Source organism: Chryseobacterium ginsengisoli (genome assembly GCF_039542325.1).
Taxonomy (GTDB): domain Bacteria; phylum Bacteroidota; class Bacteroidia; order Flavobacteriales; family Weeksellaceae; genus Chryseobacterium; species Chryseobacterium ginsengisoli.
Genome location: NZ_BAABHX010000001.1, coordinates 58,712 through 75,756, shown reverse-complemented (window position 1 = coordinate 75,756; position 17,045 = coordinate 58,712). Strand labels below are relative to the sequence as shown.

Below are 17,045 nucleotides of genomic sequence, written 5' to 3'. Positions count from 1 at the left end.
AATCTGAGTTTTTCATGAAAATATTTAATGACAGAGATGGTAACACTCAAAGAAAAAAATAAATTTATTGCTACAATTTTAGCATTTGCTGTAATTCCGATGTCGGGTTTGGCGACGGATATTTACCTGCCTTCAATGCCGAGTATGGCGACGGAATTGCATCAGACGGAAAGTAATATTCAACTTACATTATCCATATTTTTAATCAGTTACGGACTGACGCAGTTTTTTGCAGGAAGTATTGTCGATTCCTTTGGAAGATATAAAGTTTCAATGGCTTCGTTGGCTTTATTTGTGGTGTCATTTTTAATTACGGCAACTACTCAAAATATTTTTGTAATCTATGCAATGCGCGTGTTACAGGGAATTTTGTCGGGTTTTGCAGTGGTTTCCAAAAGAGCATTTTTTGTTGATGTTTATGAAGGAGATGAGCGAAAACATTATTTAAGTATCATGACGATTGTTTGGTCTGTAGGTCCGATTATTGCGCCATTTATCGGAGGATATTTACAGAAAAACTTCGGATGGCAATCAAATTTCTATGTTTTGGCAGGGTATAGTTTGTTGCTATTAATGTTGGAGTTAATATTTTCAGGTGAAACATTGAAAAAAAGGAATCCTTTTCGCTTTGAATTTTTAATTCAGGAATATAATTCAATGTTTAAAGCAAAAGATTTTTTCTATGGAATGATAATGTGCGGATTGAGTTATTCTATGATTATGTTTTTCAATTTATGTGGGTCTTTTATCATTGAACATAAAATGGGCTATTCGGAAGTAGTTGCAGGTTATGTTTCTTTGATTCTTGGTTTTGCTTGGATGACAGGTGGTTTTTTAGGAAAAGCGTTAATCAATAAAGCGTTTTTGCCTAAAATTCGTTATGCGAACTTCGTCCAAATATTTCTAATCATTTTAATGTTTATTGCTTCCTATTTTTCAAATAACATTTACAGTTTGGTTGCCTTTGCATTTTTAATTCATGTGACGGCTGGATTTATTTTTAATAACTATTTTTCTTACTGTATCGGAAGGTTTCCGAACTCTGCAGGCATTGCAGGTGGTTTAACAGGCGGAGTGGCTTTCATCATCACTTCGGCAATCAGTTACGGAATTGTGGCAATGATAAAACCTCAGATTCAGCTGCAGGTTGCAGAAGGATATTTTGTCTTAGGAATTTTAGGACTGTTTATTTTAAGTTTGATTAAATTAAGAAAAGCTCATGCTTAATTAAAAACAATTATTTTCTACTCATAATTTTCTACAATAAATCCTCTCATTTCTGGGAGGATTTATTTTTAACATAAGTCTGAAAAGTTGATATTTGTTTTACTAAAGACGGATGTACTTTGTTTTTACTTTAAGCTTCTCCAAAAATTGTTTCAGGATGATATATTTTTCTAAACATCAAATAAGTTATGGAAAGTACGGTAAATGCTACAATCGCATCAATCGTTGCCGGAAAACCAAGCACGGCAATTTGTGAGAAAAATGCGAAAATAATATCAAAGAACATTCCTGCGAAGACCCATTCCTTCAATCTCAAAAGTCTGTTGGGAAGTAATAAGACCAGAATTCCTGATAATTTGAAAACTCCCAAAATGTAGATGAAATGTGGTGGATAACCCAATTGTCGAGTGATGTCCCAAACTACAGGATTTTTCGTTAATTCAAAGAAACCGCTCGCTCCGAACCAAAGTGACATAAAGATTGCGCCTGACCAAAAGATGATTTTTGCTGTTTTAGTTTTCATAATTTTTTTTGTTTTAAGTTGTTAATATTCTATTGTTTGTAAATTTTAATTAAATATTGCTTTTATAGAAGCCGTAATTTCTCCGCTTCTCGTATTCTGAACCAAACCAATCACTTCCCAATCATTGCTATTGAAATTATTTGGAATTGGAAATGTTGCAGTTCCTTCTTTACTGCTTAAATTCACAGGATATTGCTTCTGAACGATTTGAAAATGTTGTAAATGACGACCTTCATTTTCACCTCCGCCAACGTTAGTTGAAGCTTGTTTTTCTACAAAAGTTATAAGTAATTTATCATTAGAATTGATTTGCGAAATAGTGTAATTAAAGCTTATTTCTTTCGAAATAATTTTTGCTTTTAAATCAATTTTATTGTCATTTAAACCATTCAATACGCTTGAAATAGTATTTTCTACTGTTTTTTTGTCAGAACCTACAAACTCAGTTTTTCCATTAATGACCAACTGTGGAGTATAAACCTGAGAACCCAACTTGCTGCTGTATTCCTGTTGACGCTTAGAATTTTGAGCACTGCTGAAACGATCTTTCCAACCCATTCTGTTCCAGTAATCAACGTGATAGGAGAGGATGTAAACCGGCTGATCTTTGTATTTTTTTTCAATCTCACCCATCAACTGATCTGCAGGCGGACAACTTGAGCAGCCTTCAGAAGTGAATAATTCCAACACCGCAAATCCGGCATTTTTTGTTGAAATATTTTGTGCTGCTGTTTCTTTTTTTTCTTCGTGAACAAAGGCGGATACGGTAAACATCAATGCTACGAAAGCTCCCATTCCTATTAGATTTTTTAGTACCATTTCTTTTAATTTGATTCAAAAGTAGGCACCTTTTCGAGGCGAAAGAATACAAAAAAGGTTCAACCAGACAAAATGAAAGGTGAACCTGTATTTTATAAACTTGAAGTTTTTTGCATGGATGCTGGGAGAGGGAAGTTTGAGGTTAGCGATCCTCTAGCCAAGTGAAGAAACTGTGGGATTTTTCTTTATTAATTAAAAGTTGTTCAGGAGTTTCAACGGTCAGTTTTACCAAAATCTTTCGCTGAAAATAATGCTCCATTTCTTTAATTGCACTGAAATTTATAATGTATTGTCGGTTAACTCTGAAAAATTGTTTTTGAGAAACCTGCTCTGCAATTTGTCCCAATGTTTGAGTAAGCTGAAACTGTTGTTTATCAAAAGTCATTAAGTGTGTAATTTCATTATGAATAAAAAAATAGGCTATATTCTCCGTTGGAATCGTGGTATATTTTTGATTTTTAAAAACTAAAAAACTTGATTTTGCGGCAGCTTGCGGTTGAGCAATTTTCTGTAAAAGAGCTTCAAGTTCTGGAAGTTCTGTTTTCTGAAAAAATTTCTTTAGTTCATCAAATTTTCTGAAAGCTTCGGCAATATCGTCACGTGAAAATGGTTTCAATACATAATCAACGCCTTTACTTTTAAAAGCATCGAGCATGTATTGATCGAAAGCGGTACAGAAAACAACCGGACAAGTGATTTCTACCTGCTTGAAAATTTCAAAGGAAAGCCCGTCTGACAAATGAATATCCATGAAAATAAGATCAGGTTTACTTTCTTTAAGAGCTTCGATACTCATTTCAATACTGTCGTAAACTCCTGTGATTTTAGCTTCAGGTTTTAATTCTGCAATTAAATTTTGAAGGGATTTTGCAGCTCTAAATTCGTCTTCAATAATGATTATATTCATGGATAAATGGTAGTTTTATTTGAAAGATTTTTTCGTCTGAATTGATTTCTATTTCCTGTTCTAAAAGGTGTTTGTAGCGTAGTTTTACATTATCAAGTCCAATTCCTAATGAATCTTCAACGGTCATTTTTTTCTGAATAGGATTTTCGATAATGATTTTATTTTCAGAATTATAAATCTTGATATGTAAAGGTTTGCTTTGTGAAACAATATTATGCTTAATACAATTTTCAACTAATAATTGTAATGTAAATGGTGGAATTAATGTTTTTAAAACATCATTATTCAATTCATTCGTAAGTGTAATTCCTTCGCCAAATCTAGCTTTTTGTAGAAAAATATACGAATCGATGATTTTCATTTCTTCCTGAACAGTAATTAAGTCTAATTTTCTACTTTCTAGTGTAAATCGGTAAAAGTCAGAAAGTTTCATGATAAAATCGACAGTTTCAGAATCATTCGTTTCCGCCATTGATTTTAAAGTATTTAAACTGTTGAAAAGAAAATGTGGATTGATTTGCTGTTTTAATAATTCAAATTGTGCTCCAAGATTGTCACTTTTTACTTTTTCCAATTCAAGCTGAACTTGTTGACCTGCGTAATTGTTTTGCAATAAAGTCAAAAACATATAACAGACAAGATTGATTAAAATTCCACGAACTTCGATCATTAACATGGTCGGACCGAAATTGATATGTGATAAGATCAATTGCTGAATCCAAGCCAGTCCAAACATAATAACCATCCCGAAAGCCAAAGCGACCATCAATCTTGAATATGAAATATTTTGTCGTCTTTTCTCTGAGTTGCGGTTCAGCATATAAATGTTGAGATACCACATGATCACAGAAAAAGCCGCTGTTATAGCTGAATTTACCACAGCTTCTTCCCAATTGAAAGCATGAGAAGCCAATTGTGGAATTGAAGATAAAACGCCTAAGAAAATAGAGCTTATCCAAATGACGGCTTGTGAAATTTTTATTTTTTGTTGTTGCATGACAACCGTGAATTTTAAAGGTGTTAAGGTAATATTTTTTGTTGATAATTCTGTAAATTTTGGATAGTCAATTCACTCAAAAGATCATCCGGAGCCGATTTCTCAACTCCAGATGATCACACTTCACTTTTACTATTATTATGGTCTTATGACGGGTTTGTAACTCATGATGTATTTTATTCTCTCCTCCTTATTGGGTTGAATTTGTTCTTTTTTAGATGCATTTTTAACTGAATAAGAAATATTTCCATTTTTATCTGTTTTAATTTTTTCTACACTTAATAATTCTCCGGTAATCGTTCCTCCGATGTACTGAGGATTTTCATGATATCTCCAAGTGACTAATTTAAATTCAGAATTAGGTTTTGGCTGATTATTTTCACCTGACAATGATTCCAAAGCACTTTGGTTTCCATACAAAGCGGATGAGGTTTCCTTTGTTGCATTTAATGAGGTTGAAATAAATTTCAAATTTCCAGGATCGAAAATAACGCGATGTAAATCTTTATCCGGTTCGTCAATTTTACAGGCAGTGAATATGGCACAAACTGATACGATGATTAGCAATATTTTTTTCATTATTTCTGAAGGTTTTTAATTAATCTTTCGGTATTTACTTTCATGGGAACATCAAATAAGTATCCTGTTTTTTCGGCTAACTGTCGGTGACAGGCGATGCAGGATTCTCTGGCGAATGATGCCGTTTTTCCTGTTGGATGGAGATCATTTCCTGAAAATTTTGCAAATCCCCAACCTTCTGTATCTGTATATTTTTTAGAATCTTTTACCATGAATTGCGCATTGACAAATTCTCCGGCTCTGATTTCTCCGTCAGGTGATTTTTCCTGTTTCCAGACGGATTTTACAACGATGCTTCCATTTGGCCACGGATGAAAATTTTCTGTTTCGATAGCTTTTACAGCAATATCATTTCCGTAAATTACTCTTATCGAATTGTCAAAAAGTGTGCTCATACTGATGACTTTCCAGTTTTTATAATCATCTGTATATTTTACGCCATTCGGCGAAATAGGAAATTTTGAAGGTGTATGATTTTCTGTAATTTTAATATTTTGATGAATGTTTTTAAGTTCATTTTTTACAGGTGTAACACTTGATAAAGAAAGTGTATATTTTTTAATTATATCAATTTCTTTTTGAGTGATTTTTGCTGAAGGATGAAGAATTGTGTATTCGTGCAGAGGCATTTTTCCGCTTTGCATCATATTTAAAATGGCGTACATTTTTCCCTGATGTTCTCCTGCTGAATAATTCCATTCTGAAAAATTCAGAATTTCTCTTGCTCTTTTTACATCTTTATTCACCGCCCAGGAAATCGGAGCAATTTTATCATACCAACTTAAATTTTGCTGATTGGAATGACAGTTAAAACATGAATTTTCCAGAATTGCGAGAACTTCGTGGGGAGCTTCAATCTTTTTAGTTATATGTTTTCCTTCTAATGGTTTATTGAAAAGCTGTAAAACAATAAAAATTCCTAAGACTACCAAAAATATGGTAGCAACGGGTTTTGCTGTTCTTTTTTTCTTTAATGAGTCCATAATAATTTATTTTTATGGTTCAAAAGTAGGTGTTGAAATAGGGTTTTGAAATCAAAAATTAGGTGAACCGGACAAATCAAAAGATGAATTAGAATTTTCAGACTTTAAAATCCAAACTAAAAAATGTCGACAACAAAATTGCCGACATTAATAAAAATTTAATGTTTTTGTTTTCTATAAAACCATTCCGCCATCAATAACGATTTCTGTTCCAGTCATGAAACTAGCAACGTTATCATCGGACAAATAAACAACTAATTTTGCGACATCTTCCGCTGTTCCGATTTTTTTCAAAGGAATTGCATCGATCATCCATTCGTTGATGCCTTTCAGTTTTTCTTCATTTAAACCTGCTTTGTTCATGATTTCCGTTTTTGTAGGTCCCGGACTTACCATGTTTACGCGGATTTTTCTTGGTGCCAATTCTGCCGCTGCGGTCTTTGCAATTGAATTTAATGCAGCTTTACTTGCCTGATAAACTGAATTATTCGGATGGTATGTTGTTGCAACAATCGATGATAAAAAGACAACAGAAGCTCCGTCATTTAATAAAGGAATCAATTTATTCAAAGTAAAATAAGCTCCTCTGAAATTGATATTCATCACATTATCAAAATTCTCAGCAGTCATGTTTTCAATGGGAATTAAACCTCCTGTAATTCCGGCATTGATAAACAGAATATCAACTTTTCCATATTGATTTTCGATTTCATTTTTTAATAAATCAATATCATCAAGATTTGCCTGATCTGCTACAAATGGAATTGCTCCTAATTCTTCTGCTGCTTTTTCAACCGCTTCTTTTCTTCTTCCTGTGATGATTACTTTTGCGCCTTCTGCTATTAATTCTTTTGCAGTTGCATATCCGATTCCGCTGTTTCCACCTGTTACGATGGCTAGTTTGTTATTAAACTTTTTCATTTCTTTAAAATTTTTGACAAAGTTATTTCAAATTGATATACTTTTGTAACCAGTATCACAGAGTATATCGGTATCATCAATTATATCATTTAACTTTGCAGACATGGAAAGAGATCAAAACGAAGAGCTTAGAGCATTGCAGGACACCCTTTATTTCATTGGCGGAAAGTGGAGAATTCCAGTCATCAATTCGCTTTGCAATGGTAACAGACGTTTCCGCGAAATTGAAAGAAGCATCCCGGGAATTACCACAAGAATGCTTTCAAAGGAGTTGAAAGAAATGGAGTTAAATAAGCTGTTAAAACGTACTGTTTATCCCGAAACTCCCGTTTTAATTGAATATGAACCAACTGAATACTGCAGAACTTTCGGAACAATTATCGGAGAAATGATTAATTGGGGTAGAGAACATCGGAGAGTGATTGTGGGAGAGGGTTTTAAACACAAATAGCACAAATATTTTTCACAAATAGCACAATTTATAAAGGCTTTACAGCATCAATAGGAACGGGCTTTAGCCCGTTTTTACTTTAAATATAACCAAAATTGGCTTTAGCCAAAACTTAAAATAATATTTTGTATAGATTCTTCCTTCGTCAGAATGACAAAAGGGATGGATATTTACTTTGTGGTTATTTGTGAAAAACATTTGTGCTATTTGTGTTTAAAAATAAAAAAAGCCCCTTAAAAAGGAGCTTTCATTTATATTAAATCCGAAAATTAAATTCCGTCAATAATTTCATTTAAAACTGTGCTTGGTCTCATTGCTGCGTAAGTTTTGTACTTGTCAGTTTTGTAGTAACCTTCAATATCTTGAGGTTTTCCTTGAGCACCGATTAATTCAGAATTAATTACTTCTTCGTTTTCTTTCATAGCTTCTGCGATTGGAGCAAATTGTTTAGCCAATTCAGCATCAGCAGTTTGATTTGCCAACGCTTCAGCCCAATACATTGCTAAATAGAAGTGAGAACCTCTGTTATCGATTTGTCCAACTTTTCTTGCCGGAGACTTATCAGTTGCTAAGAATTTAGCATTCGCTTCATCCAATGCATCAGCTAAAACCTGAGATTTTGTATTCCCTTGAGTTTGTGCTAAATGCTCTAAAGAAGCTTGTAAAGCCAAGAATTCACCTAAAGAATCCCATCTTAAATAACCTTCTTCGATGAACTGCTCAACGTGTTTTGGAGCAGAACCTCCAGCTCCTGTTTCGAATAAACCACCACCGTTCATCAATGGAACGATAGAAAGCATTTTAGCAGAAGTTCCAAGCTCAAGAATTGGGAAAAGATCCGTTAAATAATCTCTCAATACGTTTCCTGAAACAGAAATTGTATCTTTTCCTTCTCTTGCTCTTTTCAACGTTTCAGTCATTGCATCTTTTACATCAAGAATTTTAATGTCAAGTCCGTTTGTATCGTGATCAGCTAAATATTTTTCAACTTTTTTGATCATTTCTCTGTCGTGAGCTCTTCCTTTATCTAGCCAGAAAATAGCAGGAGTTTCAGAAAGTCTTGCTCTGTTTACCGCTAATTTTACCCAGTCCTGGATTGGAGCATCTTTAGTCTGACACATTCTGAAAATATCCCCAGCTTCAACTTTTTGAGAAAGAAGAACATTTCCGGCTTCGTCCTGAACTTCAATTGTTCCTTCAGCTGTAGCTTGGAAAGTTTTGTCATGAGATCCATATTCTTCAGCTTTTTGAGCCATCAAACCAACATTCGGAACAGAACCCATTGTTGTAGGATCTAGTTTTCCGTGTGCTTTCATATCATCAATTACAGATTGATAAAAACCTGCGTAAGAACGATCCGGAATGATACAAACTGTATCTTCTTCGTTTCCGTCTTTGTTCCACATTTTTCCTCCACCTCTTACCAAAGCAGCCATAGAAGCATCAACAATGATGTCAGAAGGAACGTGGAAATTTGTAATTCCTTTATCAGAGTTTACCATTGCCACTCTTGGTCCGTTTGCTAAAGCAGCTTCAATATCAGCTTTAATATCAGCTTCCTGAGCATTTCCTTTGATCTTATCGAAAAGATCAGCAAGACCGTTGTTTGGATTAACATCTAAAGACTTGAACGTTTCAGCATATTTAGCAAAAACATCTTTAAAGAAAGTTTCTACGATAGCTCCGAAAATAATTGGATCAGAGATTTTCATCATCGTCGCTTTCAAGTGAGCAGAAAGAAGTACATTTCTGTTTTTAGCCTCGTCGATAGCCTGTTGAACGAAAGCTCTCAAAGCGTTTAAGTTCATTACAGAAGAATCGATCACTTCTCCAGCCTGAAGACCTGCGAAATCTTTTAATAAAGTTTCAGCACCGTCATTTCCTTTGAAAACGATTTTATATTTTGTAGCATTCTCAAGAGTAATTGAAGTTTCTGTTCCGTAGAAATCTCCGTTGTCCATGTGAGCAACGTCGGTTTTACTGTCAGAAGCCCAATTCCCCATTCTGTGAGGGTTTGCTTTTGCGTAATTTTTAACAGCTTTTGGAGCACGTCTGTCAGAGTTTCCTTCTCTTAACACAGGGTTTACAGCGCTTCCTAAAACTTTAGCATATTTAGCTTTAATAGCTTTTTCTTCGTCATTTTTAGGTTCAGCAGGATAATTTGGAACTGCGAAACCTTTAGACTGTAATTCAGCGATAGCTGCATCTAATTGAGGTGCAGAAGCTGAAATATTTGGTAATTTGATAATGTTTGCATCCGGTTGAGTAGCCAATTGACCTAATTCAGCCAAAGCATCACCGATCTTCTGATCATCTTTCAAAAATTCTGGGAAGTTTGCTAAGATTCTTCCTGCCAAAGAAATATCAGGAACCGCGATCTCAATGTTTGCTGATTTTGTAAAAGCTTTTACAATCGGTAAAAACGAGTGTGTTGCCAACATTGGAGCCTCATCCGTAAGGGTGTAATAGATTTTTGATTTGTCTGACATTATACTGTTATTTATTATTTGATTTTTTAGTTCCACAAATTTAGTAAATATCCTTGTTTTATTTAGGCTATTTGCATAAAAAAAGAGGCTTTTGCCTCTTTAAATTTATATTTGTGTAATTGTATAAGTTCCCGTTGCATCAAAATTAAGGCTAAACTCTATTTTGAAGTTTTTAGGGCTAGAAGTAAGATTTGGAAAATTAATAGCGGAGCCATTTACATCAAATGATCCATCATTTAAATTATCACCCAAATCTTCAGGTTCTATACCATTTGGAGCTAACTGAATATAAAAAGATCCACCATTGCTATTGGTAACTCCATACACATTTATTGTGAATTTCCCAGTTGTGCTATTGTAAGATACATTAGTCGTAGGTGTAGTTCCGTTTGTCGAGGTAAATTGAACTTTAGGAACAAAATTCTCAAAATTAACACCGATAGTTGTTGTCGTATTAAAACCTACAAATATTTGATAAAACCCATTAGAAGTTACATTATAGCTGCTTCCGTTAGAAACAATTGATCCAAACGAATCAGATCCATAAGTTTGTGCTCCATTACCAGGAGAAGCTAAAAATTTCACCTGAGTATTTGCTTGAAGATACTTATATCCAAATTTTGGAATTCCATTACCTTTCATTAATTCAGCAGCTGAAGCGTTAAATGAATTATAAGATCCATACATATATAGATTTGATGGTAAATTATTACCTGTTGAGCTAGAAGTTGTAGGCAAACTCAACGTTCCTGAATCATTTACCCCCAAAGTATAAGCTGTTCCATTTGGAGAAGTAAGTGTAATTCCCTGTCCTGCACCTGTCACAACTGTTTTACTCACCTGAGCATAAGGAACACTCATCAATTGATTTGTCCCAACATTTGTATAGTTACTTCCACCTGCAGGATCCATTTCAACTTTTACAAATTTTGTATTTGTTCCCCAGTTGATACCTCCAAAAGTTCCTGTTGTAGCAGTTCCCTGACCGATATTTAAATTCACCAAACCTTTCGCATTTGTAGTTTTGCTATGAGTTTCCGTGTATAAAACTGTTCCTGTTGAAGAATTTTCCAAAATGCTTACTCTCAAAGCAACATTTCCGTTGGCAATTGGTGCTCCCGCTGCATTAAAAGCAATTGTCTGGTAACTGAAAGCTTGTGGAACCTGCGCACTTAATAAAGTTGCAAGAAATAGTCCTATAGTAGCGTATAATTTTTTCATGTTCAAATAGTTTTTTTAAGGTTTTTTAATAATTTTAATTGGTTTGATGTCGGAGTTTTTGAAAACAATCATGTAAACTCCCTGCTGAAGTTGTCTTAGATCTAATTGTTCTGTGTCTAATTTTGTTTTAAAAACAAGCTTTCCGGAAAGATCATAAATTTCTGCACCTTCGATTTTTGATTTTGAATTTAATTTAACATAAATAAAATCGGCAGTCGGATTCGGGTAGATTTTTACGTTGTCTTTTTCAAGCTCAGAAATTCCCAGAACTTTCAGAACAGATTGATAAAGCATTCCCATTGTTCCGGAATTTGCCTGATCAGGATCAGTCGGGATTACATAAATTTCTCCTACGGAATGTGTGAAATTATCTGCAGAAACCGCTCCGGAATTTATGCTTCCAATCGCGGATTGGGCAAAACTGAAAAACGGAACTCCAAATAATAATAGAGTAATTTTTTTTCGCATGATTAGTAATTTTTTAAGGACTGCGAATATAGAAAAAATTTCACTTAAAAAATTAACGGTCTGATTTAAGTAATTTTATTTTCGTTTTATGATTAATACGAGATTATTTAAACCAAAATGTATGATAAGGAATTGGAAAATTAAAGGATTAAAATGTAAGAGTCTTTAAAGTTTTAATGAACAAGATCTTTCGCAATTACTGCAGAAAATTTATCCATAAATTCGGGTTCCAGATGAACTTCATCTACCCATTGATAGTTATTTGGATAATTGTTGTAATTGATATAAGGTACTTTTTTAGATTCTGTAATATCTAATATGATTTTGTCGAAATCAGCAACCGCCGAATTTTCAATATCATAAGGAACTTTGCTTACAGGCATTCTTACAACCATAACTTTTCCGTGTTGTTTTAAAAAATCAATGGTTTTTGAAAGATATTCTAATCGGGTGGGAGAAATTTTAAGTTCGTTGATCCTGTTTTTTAATTCTGCCATTTTTTCTGCATTTACTTCTTTTCTCTTTTCAGTAGAAAACCTTTTGATCACTTTTCCGTGGACCTGTCCGTTATCTAATACAGAAACTTCAATCATAGGATTTTTTTCGGGTCTTATTTTTTTATTAAACTCGTTGGTAATGGAAAAATCGTAGCTTTCAAGAAGGTATTCAAGATTGGGATTTGTGGCAACCATAGAAGTTTTAGCAACTGATTTATCATTTTCAGTGTAATATTGCGGATCGTCCGGTTTATTTTTATCAACCATCAATGCAGTAGGTTCTACGGTTACAATAAATACACCGTCTTTTGTATCAGGTTTTATTTTTTTTTCTATGGATTCTAAATATTTTGGACCATAAGGAGAATGTGCCCAAGTAAAAGCATAGTTGTATAATTTTGCGTTCGGATATTTGGAATGTATAATCTGATCAATAATTTCAGGATTCATGGAGGCTGCCCTCGAACTTCCCAATATTAAAGAGTTTTGTTGAGGAGAAGAAAATCTTTTATAGAAATCACCTGTATTTTTCCCGGTTATGTATATCGCATAGCAGATGAAAAGTAATGGAAGTATAGAAAATTTAATTAATCTATAGATTGATTTTTTCATAATTTAAAACTGTGCATAAATAAACCCTTTCGGAGCAATGTAAAATAAAAACACCAAAAATACTAATACATAATAAAATCCCCATCTTATTACAACATTATTGTTGATGAACAATTCTTTTATACCATATTCTTTGTCTCTTCCGATCCACTCAATACCTAATGTGAATATAATAAGAAGAGCAATTTCTTTGTGAAACTGATAATTAGGAATCTGGAAAAAAGAAAGAGAGAAAATTTCCTTGTAATAGCCTATAGCCATTTTCATGTCGGTCGAAAAGAAAAGTACCATCAATAAAGCAAACATCACAAATGTTACGGGAATATTTTTCAGCTCTTCTTTTGTAGGGATAATATTGTTTGAACTTTTTATTTTTTTGTTCATTTTTCCTTTCCAGATAACGGGAATAAACATGATTCCGCTTACCAATCCATGAAAAATATAATGCCATTCTGCACCGTGCCAAAAACCTACAACCAAAAAATTAATAATAATTGCCATGATCAATCCGTATTTATCATAATCTCTGAATTGAATGGATAGCGGAGTAAAAACATGTTCTGTAAGCCACGACGTTAATGAAATATGCCATCTTCGCCAATAATCGGAAACATTTTGAGCAAATAAAGGATAATTAAAATTTGGCTGAATTTTGATTCCCAACAATTTGGAAATTCCTATCGCCATATCTGTATAACCTGAAAAATCTGCATATAATTCTATAAAATACAGAACTGCTCCTATGAATAAAGCACTTCCGTTCATCGTATGGTAAGATTCAAATAATGGAGTAGTGATCGTTGCAATATTGTCTGCAACAACCAATTTTTTAAAAAGTCCCCATAAAATCTGTCTCAATCCATCTGTAAACTGTGAAGAAGAAAACTCTCTTTTAATTTTCAGATTATTCAAAAACGGTAATGCTTTGTCAATTGGTCCGGCAATAATACACGGAAAAAACGCTACAAAAACCGAATAATCAAGAAGAGAAGGTAATTCTTTAAGTTTATTATTCTTGATATCCAGCAAATAACCAATCATCCTGAAAGAATAAAAGCTTATTCCTATAGGAAATATAATTTTTAATAAGCCCAGCTGATCTTGACGTCCGAATATTTTTAGTAAATCATTAAAATTTTCAATGAAAAAGTTAAAATATTTAAAATACAAAAGCTGAATTAATATTAAAAAAACACCGGTTCTGAGCCAGTAAGCCTTTGCTTTTCCTTCCGATTTTTTTATCTTGTTTCCAATGAAAAAAGTAGCTAAAGTAGAAAGGATAAGCAATGACAAAAAATTCAAGCTCCAACTACTGTAGAAAATATAGCTTCCTATTAAAAGAAACAAATTCTGATTTTTTGATGTTTTTCCGAAAATGTAATAAACAAAAAATAATACAGTAAAGAAGAGAATGAAATAGTACGAATTGAGAAGCATACGATTTTATTTGCTGATAATGGAATCGATCATTTCACCTACATTATTCCAGCTTTGAATTTCTGAAGAGGTAAAACGAATTCCAAAAGCTTTTTCTATCGCCACAATAAGCTGAATATGAGATAGAGAATCCCATTCTTCGATATCACTTGCAGTAGTTTCAGCGTTTAGTTCAATGTCTTCGTTGTCTAGTTGTTCACGAAAAATAGGTGTAAGTTTTGTTAAAACTTCATTTCTGTCCATAGTGTTATTTATTTTTAATGTATACTTCTTGCGGTTGATAATCATTTACATTCAGGATCCATTTATCATTTTCATTAATGAAACTTAAATTTTTATAATGATCCTTTACCATTTGATTTTTGTTGGTGGAAATATATTCTCCTGCAATGTATTTATAGCCTTGTTTTTTAGCAATTTCTGCAATGGTATTGAGTGTGAAACTTTCCATTCCTCTTTTCAACACTCTGCAGCTCATAAGCCAGGTGTCTATAAAAAGTGTTTCTTTATCTTTTTCCTCAAGCACGATTACACAGATCAATCCGTTGTCACCGTATTTATCTTCCAATGTGAATGAAATGGTATGATGCTTATCTGAAGCTATAAGATTTTCTATTTCCTGTTCTGTATATCGTACAGTTCTCAGATTAAACTGGTTCGATCGCTGTGTCAGCTGAGAAACCCTTGGTTTAGAAAAATTATTAAAACTCTGAACATCAGAAGTCATATTCAAACTTTTCAGAAAATCTTCTACATTGGTAAAACTTTCCAAATCAACTGTTCTTTGTGCTTCTACCTGATATTGTTTGGTTCTTTCAATATCATTTTCAGAGAAACTTGCCGTTTCAAAAAGATTTAAGCCATATAAATATTCAAGATATTCTGCGGGATCTTCGGGTAATTCTGGGACACAAACGTCAGGAAGATTTTCTCTCACGAGATTTCTTTCAAAAGGATTATCATCTAAAAAGACCATCGAATCGAATCCGATATTTAAAATACTTTGAATTTTTCTGATATTATCCGCTTTGTTTTCCCAATTGGCAACAAAAACAGCAATATCATCCAGTTTCAAAATCATATCCGGATGTTTCTCAAAAGGTTCTTTTGCTTTATCTTCATCATTTTTACTGCAGACAGCAAGGATAATTCCTCTTTTTTGTAATGCTTTTACCCAATACTGAAATTCTGTAAAAGCTTTTCCGATTCCTAAATTTCCGATCTGTATTTTTTCAAGACCATCATCACCAATGATTCCTCCCCAAGTTGTATTATCCAGATCCAGAATCAGACATTTTTTAAACTTACCTTCCAAAGAAGAGACAATGCTAAATATATTGTGCGCCACAATAGGCAAAGCATCAATTGAAAGCACCATTTCGGTATTGACATAAATACTTGGTGCAAACATAAAATCTCTTCCCCATTTATTCTGAATGGAAAGCAGATCAGAAATGAAGAAGTTGTCCTTATTCATTGCAACTTCCAGAGAAAGCAAATAATTAAGCTTATTAAGCTGAAAATTGAAAGAAGATTCTACCTTGTTCGAAAAATTTCCAAAAACTTTACTGTCAATAATCGGAAAATTACAATAAATGACACGACTTTTTGTTCGGTTGTGTATTGTATTATAAAGTTCGTTGATATATTTGATCTTATTCTCTGCAAAATCTTTGGCAGAATCGTAAGATTTATAATATTGATTTAATAATTTATGTGTTGATTCAAAGATAATCGTGTAATCTGCATCAAACTCATAGTATTCTGAAGACGGATCCATGATCTGTCGGGATATCTGTCCAAAATCAGCTTCAAAAACTTCCAGATTGAAACCTTCAGATTTTGCACTTCCTTTTAATGCCACGTTCAAAAATTGGGTTGCAGTGTCACCCAATAGAGCTACTTTGATAACTTTTGATGAAGTTGAATCTTGTTTTACAGCCTTTTTTAACTCCGAAAATGTTTTATACATCAATTATTAGTTTTAAAGAAAATGATATTTAATTTCAGTTTTTATCAATAATTGCCCTATTTCTTAAAAAATAAAGGAAAATAAATTGATATATGATTGAAAATCATAATCTCACGTATAATATTCGGATTTTGGTAGCTGGCAAATATAAAAAATTTTCTTTTTAATACCATATCTTATTGCTGTATTAAGTAGGAAATTCATAATTAAATAAGATATAGATAAAGAATTTGTAAAATTAATTGCCACTCTTCTTGTTTCTGAAAAAAAGGGAATATTAAAACAAGGCTAACTCTTATTAAAACTGTAAAAGTTCATAAAAAATCTATAGATGTCATTAGTTTTTTAATTAAATTTGAAAAACCTAAAAAATAAATTATGTCAAATATTACATTGAAAGGAAATGCTGTAAACACAATAGGAACTTTACCATCAGTAGGAACTACAATTAAGGATTTTGCTTTGGTAGATTCTGGTTTGAATGTAAAAACACTGGAAAGCTTTGAAGGAAAGAAAAAAGTTTTCAATATTTTCCCAAGTATTGATACACCCACTTGCGCGTCTTCGGCTAGAAAATTCAATGAAGAAGCTTCTGCACTTGATAATACAGTTGTGATCAATGTTTCTAAAGATCTGCCTTTCGCATTAGGAAGATTTTGCGCGGCAGAAGGATTGAGCAATGTTGAAACACTTTCGGATTTCAGAAGTAGTTTTGGTGATGATAACGAAGTTACAATTACAGATTCTCCAATGAAAGGATTGTTGAGCAGAGCAGTAATCGTAACTGATGCAGACAACAAAATTGTTTATACGGAGCAGGTTTCAGAAATTGCAGATGAACCTAATTATTCTGCAGCTTTAGCGGCTTTAAAATAAAACATCAGAAATAAAAAATTCTAAGAAAGCCTTGTGAGATCTTCACAGGGCTTTTGTTTTAATTTA

At 33.1% G+C, this 17,045-nt stretch carries 17 protein-coding genes; 3 read left to right on the top strand and 14 right to left on the bottom strand.

The window, feature by feature from the left end; genetic code table 11:
* Positions 1-36 precede the first annotated feature (36 nt).
* Positions 37-1,227 (top strand): MFS transporter, encoded by a 1,191-nt coding sequence (locus ABD940_RS00430; RefSeq protein WP_345199597.1) that lies wholly within the window; start codon positions 37-39, stop codon positions 1,225-1,227.
* Positions 1,228-1,357: 130 nt separating this feature from the next.
* On the opposite strand, the gene ABD940_RS00425 is transcribed toward ABD940_RS00430, so the two are convergent.
* The 7 genes from ABD940_RS00425 to ABD940_RS00395 form a co-directional block, all read right to left on the bottom strand.
* Positions 1,358-1,750 carry a DoxX family protein gene (locus ABD940_RS00425; RefSeq protein ID WP_345199596.1) on the bottom strand — a complete coding sequence of 131 codons (393 nt, stop codon included), beginning with the start codon at positions 1,748-1,750 and terminating at the stop codon, positions 1,358-1,360.
* A 45-nt stretch (positions 1,751-1,795) separates the two neighbouring features.
* Positions 1,796-2,569, bottom strand: a complete 774-nt coding sequence (locus ABD940_RS00420; protein ID WP_345199595.1) for a DUF1223 domain-containing protein — start codon at positions 2,567-2,569, stop codon at positions 1,796-1,798.
* A 142-nt stretch (positions 2,570-2,711) separates the two neighbouring features.
* The gene (locus ABD940_RS00415; protein ID WP_345199594.1) at positions 2,712-3,476 is read right to left on the bottom strand and encodes a LytR/AlgR family response regulator transcription factor; all 765 of its coding nucleotides are present in this window, start codon (positions 3,474-3,476) and stop codon (positions 2,712-2,714) included.
* On the bottom strand, positions 3,457-4,473 hold the full coding sequence (locus ABD940_RS00410) for a sensor histidine kinase (protein ID WP_345199593.1): 1,017 nt from the start codon (positions 4,471-4,473) through the stop codon (positions 3,457-3,459). Before ABD940_RS00410 ends, ABD940_RS00415 begins: the two co-directional genes overlap by 20 nt.
* Positions 4,474-4,611: 138 nt before the next feature.
* Positions 4,612-5,052: a hypothetical protein gene (locus ABD940_RS00405; protein ID WP_345199591.1), complete on the bottom strand. Its 441-nt coding sequence runs from the start codon at positions 5,050-5,052 to the stop codon at positions 4,612-4,614.
* A complete protein-coding gene (locus ABD940_RS00400; RefSeq protein WP_345199589.1) occupies positions 5,052-6,035 on the bottom strand; it encodes a heme-binding domain-containing protein in 984 nt (327 codons plus the stop codon). Before ABD940_RS00400 ends, ABD940_RS00405 begins: the two co-directional genes overlap by 1 nt.
* Positions 6,036-6,209: 174 nt before the next feature.
* Complete coding sequence (locus ABD940_RS00395) at positions 6,210-6,956, bottom strand: SDR family oxidoreductase (RefSeq protein WP_345199588.1); 747 nt, start codon at positions 6,954-6,956, stop codon at positions 6,210-6,212.
* Between the two features lie 103 nt (positions 6,957-7,059).
* On the opposite strand from ABD940_RS00395, the gene ABD940_RS00390 reads away from it, so the two are divergent.
* Positions 7,060-7,407 carry a winged helix-turn-helix transcriptional regulator gene (locus tag ABD940_RS00390; protein ID WP_345199587.1) on the top strand — a complete coding sequence of 116 codons (348 nt, stop codon included), beginning with the start codon at positions 7,060-7,062 and terminating at the stop codon, positions 7,405-7,407.
* Positions 7,408-7,676: 269 nt separating this feature from the next.
* Here ABD940_RS00390 and ABD940_RS00385 read toward each other — a convergent pair whose 3' ends face one another.
* From ABD940_RS00385 to ABD940_RS00355, 7 genes are all read right to left on the bottom strand, one after another.
* The gene (locus tag ABD940_RS00385; RefSeq protein WP_345199585.1) at positions 7,677-9,896 is read right to left on the bottom strand and encodes an NADP-dependent isocitrate dehydrogenase; all 2,220 of its coding nucleotides are present in this window, start codon (positions 9,894-9,896) and stop codon (positions 7,677-7,679) included.
* A 105-nt stretch (positions 9,897-10,001) separates the two neighbouring features.
* Positions 10,002-11,117 (bottom strand): cadherin repeat domain-containing protein, encoded by a 1,116-nt coding sequence (locus ABD940_RS00380; RefSeq protein WP_345199584.1) that lies wholly within the window; start codon positions 11,115-11,117, stop codon positions 10,002-10,004.
* Between the two features lie 15 nt (positions 11,118-11,132).
* Positions 11,133-11,585, bottom strand: a complete 453-nt coding sequence (locus ABD940_RS00375) for a T9SS type A sorting domain-containing protein (RefSeq protein ID WP_345199583.1) — start codon at positions 11,583-11,585, stop codon at positions 11,133-11,135.
* Between the two features lie 173 nt (positions 11,586-11,758).
* Positions 11,759-12,694 (bottom strand): hypothetical protein, encoded by a 936-nt coding sequence (locus ABD940_RS00370; RefSeq protein WP_345199582.1) that lies wholly within the window; start codon positions 12,692-12,694, stop codon positions 11,759-11,761.
* A gap of 3 nt (positions 12,695-12,697) precedes the next feature.
* A complete protein-coding gene (locus tag ABD940_RS00365; protein WP_345199581.1) occupies positions 12,698-14,041 on the bottom strand; it encodes an MBOAT family O-acyltransferase in 1,344 nt (447 codons plus the stop codon).
* 96 nt (positions 14,042-14,137) lie between these two features.
* A complete protein-coding gene (locus ABD940_RS00360) occupies positions 14,138-14,374 on the bottom strand; it encodes an acyl carrier protein (protein WP_345199580.1) in 237 nt (78 codons plus the stop codon).
* A 4-nt stretch (positions 14,375-14,378) separates the two neighbouring features.
* Positions 14,379-16,103 carry an HAD-IIIC family phosphatase gene (locus tag ABD940_RS00355; RefSeq protein WP_345199579.1) on the bottom strand — a complete coding sequence of 575 codons (1,725 nt, stop codon included), beginning with the start codon at positions 16,101-16,103 and terminating at the stop codon, positions 14,379-14,381.
* A 378-nt stretch (positions 16,104-16,481) separates the two neighbouring features.
* On the opposite strand from ABD940_RS00355, the gene tpx reads away from it, so the two are divergent.
* The gene (tpx, locus tag ABD940_RS00350; protein ID WP_345199578.1) at positions 16,482-16,979 is read left to right on the top strand and encodes a thiol peroxidase; all 498 of its coding nucleotides are present in this window, start codon (positions 16,482-16,484) and stop codon (positions 16,977-16,979) included.
* The last annotated feature ends 66 nt before the right edge of the window (positions 16,980-17,045 follow it).